The following is a 6,223-nucleotide window of genomic DNA, read 5'->3' as shown; positions in this document are numbered from 1 at the left end:
ATGAGGAAAAAGCAGCATAGCCAAAAGAAAATATAGCAGAACTGTAAAATATAAAAGAGGTTGTGCCAACGTTTTGACACAACCTCTTCTTGATTTAAAGATAAAATTATTTTTTCTTTCTAAGTACTACAGCGGTACGGGCAGGAATATAGAGTTTCAGCCACTCTTTCTTTTCCTTCTTGTACAGCGGATCGGTAATAGTGAAGTGCACGACAGAGTCGTCTGCCAAACCATTTCCTCCAAATGCTACATCGTCGGTGTTCAGTATCACTTCATAAGCTCCCGGAGTTACCAGAAATCCATAATCAGTGAATGACTGCTTTGGATTAAAGTTAAAGACAAATATAAGGTCTTTCCGTTCGTATGCCAATACCTGATCGCCATCATTATGCCATATTTCCTGAACAGGTGTTGCCTGGAAATCTTTCACACTCTTGAGAACTTTCAGCATTTCTTTATCAAAATCACCCATATAGTGATAGGTCAGATTTTTGTTGTCCACCAAATCCCATTGGCGGCGGGCATATTTGCACGACCATCCGTTACCTTCACGCGGGAAGTCAATCCATTCGGGATGCCCGAATTCATTTCCCATAAAGTTCAGATAACCTCCGTTGATAGTCGAAGAGGTCAGCAGGCGGATCATTTTATGCAAAGCAATACCACGGTTGACAACATAATTTTCGTCTCCCTTCTGCATGTGCCAGTACATATCGGCATCAATCAGGCGGAAGATAATCGTCTTATCTCCTACTAATGCCTGGTCATGACTTTCTGCATACGAAATGGTCTTTTCATCCTGGCGACGGTTGGTTACTTCCCAGAACATGCTGGAAGGCTTCCAGTCTTCATCGATCTTTTCTTTGATTGTCTTGATCCAGTAGTCCGGAATATTCATGGCCATACGATAATCGAAGCCGTAACCGCCATCTTCTACTTTGGCAGCCAGTCCCGGCATACCGGAAACTTCTTCGGCAATGGTTATCGCCTTCGGATTTACCTGATGAATCACTTCATTAGCCAGTGTCAGGTAACAAATCGCATTATCATCCTGATGACCGTTGAAATAATCTCCGTAGTTACAGAAAGCTTCACCCAGTCCATGGCTGTAATATAACATAGAAGTCACTCCATCAAAACGGAATCCGTCAAATTTATATTCTTCCAGCCAGTACTTGCAGTTTGACAACAGGAAGTGGATCACTTCATTCTTGCCATAATCAAAGCAGAGAGAGTCCCAAGCCGGATGTTCGCGACGAGCGCCCGGATAAAAATACTGATTCGGATCACCGGCAAAGTTTCCTAGTCCTTCTACTTCATTCTTCACTGCATGTGAATGAACGATGTCCATAATCACAGCAATACCCATCTCATGAGCAGCATCAATCAATGCTTTTAGTTCATCGGGGGTACCAAAACGCGAAGAGGCAGCAAAGAAACTGGATACATGATAGCCGAAGCTTCCATAATATGGATGTTCCTGAATAGCCATAATCTGGATACAATTATATCCTTCTTCAGCAATACGAGGAAGTATTTTCTCGCGGAATTCGTTATATGTGCCCACTTTTTCCTCCTGCTGTGCCATTCCGATATGACATTCATAAATCAACAGCGGATTCGTGTCGGGCTTAAATGTTTTCTTCTTGAATTTATAGGGGTTCTCCGGAGCCCAGACTTGTGCACTGAATATTTTGGTCTGTTCATCCTGTACCACACGTGTAGCCCACGCAGGAATACGTTCGCCTTGTCCGCCTTCCCAATATACATTCAGTTTGTAGAGATCGCCATGATGAATGGCATCCGCCGGCAGGTTGATTTCCCAAATACCATTCTTTTGTTTTTTCAGCTTGTAGGCAGCTTTTTCCTCCCAATTATTAAATGTACCCACCATATAAATATGAGTAGCATTAGGAGCCCATTCACGGAAAGTCCACCCCTTATCGGTGCGATGCAATCCAAAATAAAGATACCCCGATGCAAAATCTGAAAGGGTTTGTTTTCCCTTATTCGTCAATTCAGCTTCTTTGTCTAATACATGCTGATGGCGTCCGGTGATAGCACCGGCAAAAGGCTCCAGCCAGGGATCGTTTTTTACGAGATTAAGTGTCTTTTCCATATCAGAATTGAATTAGGATTATGCTTTTACTTTTACGATTACTTTCTTCACACCATCTGGAGTGATACCGGGAGCATGACAGTCTTGCGGGAAAAAGATAGCAAACATTCCCGGTTTTACGGCAACGTATGTTTCTGCTAATCCTTCGAAGAAAGTAATATCTTTTTCCTCGTTGTAAGGTGCATCTGCCGGAACACAGTCTTTAGCAGCAGTATACCCCATTATTTCTGTTCCCGACAATGGGATTTGAATATCAATAAATTCGTTATGAGTTTCCAGTTTGGCTTCCTCTTTTGTTTTAGGTTTGGTTTGTGCAATATTCACCAACAGATCTTTTCCTTTCAGTTCTGTCTTACCAACTTCCATGGCTTGGAGGTCATGAGACTTCAAGAATTCAATAGCCTGTGCAAACAGAGGGTTTAAAGACGCATATTTCTCCAGATTTTCTAAAGTATCTACTACCATATAAGTTAAATTTTAAAGTTTATATTCTAGGCATTATTTATTCAAAATCATCAATCGTATAATTTATAAAATCGGCAAACCGTTTGAATTGCCGGAACACTTTGTCTATCTGTTCCAGTATATCCGGTCGGGTAAAGAAGTCATCTGGAACATTATAAGAGCAAACATATTCTTTACATTTCAAATAATCAATGTACTTGAAATCTTTCGGAAAACCTTTCGGAGCTGTTTTCAGAAAATCCTCTCCTATCACCGGGAAGTATTTCTTAAACTCCGGATCTTCTACGATCGCAACAAACTCTTCGATATTATCATAGATAGATTGTCGCACTGCTTTCAGGATATTGGTAGGCAGACACAGGCTTCCTCCGGCAAGCATAGAACCATCCGGCTGTAAGTGTACATAATATCCACAATGATCGGACTTCTTTCCTTTGGCATTGATATAACCTCCGAAATGTATTTTATAAGGTGTTTTATCCGCAGAGAAGCGGGTATCCCGGTAAATACGATAAGTACAGTCTTTGGGCTGAATCCCCCGGATAGTTTCATCAAACAGGGAAATACGGGCGATCACTGTTGCCAAAAAGTTGTCGAACTCGGCACGGGCTGTTTCATATTCTGCCTTATGCTCATTAAACCACTCACGATTATTATTCGCGGAAAGATCTTTTAAAAACTGAAAGATAACGGGTATGTTCATCTTTATCATTTTCTATTATTACTCTACAAACGTACAAATTTTATTTCATATAAACTACAAAAGGGGGTAAAAGGACATAAAAAAAGCATCGGCCTGGTAAAACCGATGCTCTAACACATTTATCAAAAAAACAGACTCTTCTGTCTCTGACGTACTTTAGCTTTCACAAGTGAAGTACAATCTCTTTAATTAATCTTATATCTAATACTATGAAAAACACATAAATATAACAGTACAAAAGAGACTTTTGTTCAGCAGTTCTCTGTATATTTCAGTTAATTATAGTTTATAGAATTAAATGTTTCTCATTTATAGGTAATATAATGTGTTTCCAGTCAATCATTGCATTGAATAACATGATATGGGAATAGTCTTTCAAACATATTTGCGGAATGTCTTTCTCAACAATGAGCTGCCTGTCCAGAAATTCGCTTCGTTTCGTCCCCCGGAGTAACGGATGAGCTGGTGTGAACCAGGTATCTCCGTCATAGAGAGCAACATTAGCTATAGAGGTATCTGTCAGATAGCCATTTCTCACAATTAAAATATCATCCGCCATTCCTTTTTGAGTGTACAAGGCATTCAGTTCTTCCCGATGCGCACTTTTATAAGTATAATCAATGGTATCGGACACAACCAAATGCAAAGAAGATACCTGTCGCATCTGATAGGGCGCATACGTAACTTCTTCCACTTCTTTTCCATATACAATCCGGCATTTATGAATTCCATTTAAAGTTGGCGGAGATATAAATTCCCGTAAATCCAGCGGAGTGCTGTCTTTCCAAAAAGCTGCACGGGTTTCATTAAAGCGCTCTGTGTGATAATCAAGATTATAAATCTGTCCATCCTCTATCCGGATAGTCTCAATAAATGGGTACATATACTTTTTGTTTCATTTCATTATACTCGCTTTCCACATCACTCTGGCAGGTGATCCCACCTCCACTTTTAAAATACATCTTCTCTCCTTCCTGTTCTACAAATCGTATCATAACGGCACTATCTAAATCAATGCCATCAGAATATCCCATAACTCCCGTATAAAATCCTCTGTCGTAGGTTTCAGCTTCCTGAATAATCTGCATCGTTTTTCTCTTTGGAGCACCGGTAATAGAACCGGCTGGTAATAGCCTGAAAATAATATCTCCCAAATGCTCCTGATAATTTTCAGGCAATATACCCTGAATTTCAGAACTCGTCTGGAAAATGACTCCCCGATTAGTCTGTAACCTGTCCATATACCGATACCGGGAAACTGACACCCGGTTGGCAACCATACTTAAATCATTACGAATCAGATCTACAATGGTAGCATGTTCGGCAGTCTCTTTCGGATCATTCATCAATAATTGAGCAGCAGAGGGAATTGAAGCATCAATGGTTCCCTTCATCGGATATGAGCTAATTTTTCCTTGATGAATTCTAACAAATATTTCAGGAGAGAAAACCGTAAAACGATCTTTAATCCATAGCTTATAAATCGCTTTTGAATGAAAATAAATATCTTTCAGAGTGAGATTGGTTTCTACCGGAGTGCGACACGTCAAATTCGTAAGGAAACTATTTCCTGCCAGGATGTTCCGTCGCACGATATTAAACGAACGTTGATAAGAAGAGAAAGATTCTGCGAAAGGCTGCCAATGTAGTGAAGGCACTGTTTTTGCGGAGTAAGTAGCTATATCATCTTCAGCCGATATAATCTGATTGGTAAATCCATTCAAATTATACAAAACTTCAGCGGAATCAACAGCGGCAACCTCCTCTATATAAGATACATCTTGTAGATAATTTATAATGAAAATGAAAGGACGGTGGAGTTGTCCCAACTGGTTCATTCGTTTAATAGCCTGTTCCTTATTATATAAGTGCATATAAAATACTTCTACGTTTAGGGAAGGCAAATGTACACAAAAAGTATAGATTAGAAAAAGATAGCAATAAAAAAGGGTTGTCCGACGTGTCATATCGGCAACCCTTTATCATTTATAAAATTGGTCAAATTACTTCATAACAGCTTTCACTTGAGGAAGCATCTTCTTCACATTTTCATTTTCCGGAGAGATCTTAGCAGCTTCTTCCAGATAGTCTAATGCTTCTTTAAATCTACCATCAGCTTTTTCTTTTTCTGCAGCATATTTATCTGCATCAGAATTTGCCAAAGGAGCAGCTTTCTTCAGGATATTAGCGCCATCATTATAGCACAGAACTCCTAAACTGTACAATGCATTTGTTTTATATTGCTTGTGATCCAAAGGAATTACTTTCTTAAAACAATCTTCAGCTTCTTCTGCTTTTCCTGCTTTCTGTGCTGCAAGTCCTGCTTTTAGATAATGAAGACCATAATTCTTCACCATTGTCTTATTCTTAGGATCGACTTTCAGCCCTTCTTCTAATGTAGCTACATATTCAGCAGTCTTCTTTTGTGCATCTAAAGCCAAAGCTTTACGAGCATACGCATTTCCTATATTAAATTTTTTCTGAATAGCAATATCGAAAAAGGTCACGGCTTCCGCATACTTTTTCACTTCGTCTGCTGCTATACCACAATAGTAAGCTGTTGCAGAATCCTGATTATTAGTCTGTTTCAGATATTCGCTGAACTTCGCATACGCTACTGGATAATTTTTAGCATTAAATGCATCATTTCCTTCTTTTTTCAATTGCTCTGGGGCGGTTTGTGCAAAAACATTAGTCACTACAATACAAAATGCAAATAAAAAAATCAATTTCTTCATAACTTTATGTGTTTTTTAGTTGTTTATCGTTCAAAAGTAAAAGTTATAATAGAAAAACACAACCCTATTTTATTTTTTTGAGCTTTTTGAAACCTATATAACGTTCGTTATTCTTCGTAAAAATGGCGTTTTTCTATTCATTCTTCCCAAACCATATAAATAAACAAAATGCCACCTCTATTATAAACTACTGATTCA

The 6,223-nt window shown here is 38.9% G+C and carries 6 protein-coding genes; all 6 read right to left on the bottom strand.

Translation table 11 applies throughout. The features are described 5' to 3' along the window. Positions 1 to 106: 106 nt before the first annotated feature. Complete coding sequence (locus tag KQP79_RS20100; RefSeq protein ID WP_004303341.1) at positions 107 to 2,119, bottom strand: alpha amylase C-terminal domain-containing protein; 2,013 nt, start codon at positions 2,117 to 2,119, stop codon at positions 107 to 109. Positions 2,120 to 2,137: 18 nt separating this feature from the next. Next, the gene (locus KQP79_RS20095) at positions 2,138 to 2,584 is read right to left on the bottom strand and encodes a YhcH/YjgK/YiaL family protein (RefSeq protein ID WP_061448151.1); all 447 of its coding nucleotides are present in this window, start codon (positions 2,582 to 2,584) and stop codon (positions 2,138 to 2,140) included. A 37-nt stretch (positions 2,585 to 2,621) separates the two neighbouring features. After that, on the bottom strand, positions 2,622 to 3,296 hold the full coding sequence (locus KQP79_RS20090) for a DUF2461 domain-containing protein (RefSeq protein WP_080558391.1): 675 nt from the start codon (positions 3,294 to 3,296) through the stop codon (positions 2,622 to 2,624). A 277-nt stretch (positions 3,297 to 3,573) separates the two neighbouring features. Next, positions 3,574 to 4,170 (bottom strand): aminotransferase class IV family protein, encoded by a 597-nt coding sequence (locus tag KQP79_RS20085; RefSeq protein ID WP_004308912.1) that lies wholly within the window; start codon positions 4,168 to 4,170, stop codon positions 3,574 to 3,576. Further along, positions 4,154 to 5,161 carry an aminodeoxychorismate synthase component I gene (locus KQP79_RS20080; RefSeq protein ID WP_004308911.1) on the bottom strand — a complete coding sequence of 336 codons (1,008 nt, stop codon included), beginning with the start codon at positions 5,159 to 5,161 and terminating at the stop codon, positions 4,154 to 4,156. The genes KQP79_RS20085 and KQP79_RS20080 overlap by 17 nt, the downstream gene beginning before the upstream one ends. 129 nt (positions 5,162 to 5,290) lie before the next feature. Further along, positions 5,291 to 6,025, bottom strand: a complete 735-nt coding sequence (locus tag KQP79_RS20075) for a hypothetical protein (RefSeq protein WP_004295839.1) — start codon at positions 6,023 to 6,025, stop codon at positions 5,291 to 5,293. Positions 6,026 to 6,223: the final 198 nt, after the last annotated feature.

The sequence above is a fragment of the Bacteroides sp. DH3716P genome, assembly GCF_025914115.1.
Lineage (GTDB): Bacteria > Bacteroidota > Bacteroidia > Bacteroidales > Bacteroidaceae > Bacteroides > Bacteroides ovatus.
The sequence above is the reverse complement of the archived record's forward strand: the minus strand, read 5'-3'. Positions and strand labels throughout refer to the sequence as shown.

Excerpts from the sequence above, each read along its gene's own strand:
- KQP79_RS20075 (WP_004295839.1), bottom strand. The coding sequence starts at position 6,025 with ATGAAGAAATTGATTTTTTTATTTGCATTTTGTATTGTAGTGACTAAT.
- KQP79_RS20095 (WP_061448151.1), bottom strand. The coding sequence starts at position 2,584 with ATGGTAGTAGATACTTTAGAAAATCTGGAGAAATATGCGTCTTTAAAC.
- KQP79_RS20085 (WP_004308912.1), bottom strand. The coding sequence starts at position 4,170 with ATGTACCCATTTATTGAGACTATCCGGATAGAGGATGGACAGATTTAT.
- KQP79_RS20080 (WP_004308911.1), bottom strand. The coding sequence starts at position 5,161 with ATGCACTTATATAATAAGGAACAGGCTATTAAACGAATGAACCAGTTG.
- KQP79_RS20090 (WP_080558391.1), bottom strand. The coding sequence starts at position 3,296 with ATGATAAAGATGAACATACCCGTTATCTTTCAGTTTTTAAAAGATCTT.
- KQP79_RS20100 (WP_004303341.1), bottom strand. The coding sequence starts at position 2,119 with ATGGAAAAGACACTTAATCTCGTAAAAAACGATCCCTGGCTGGAGCCT.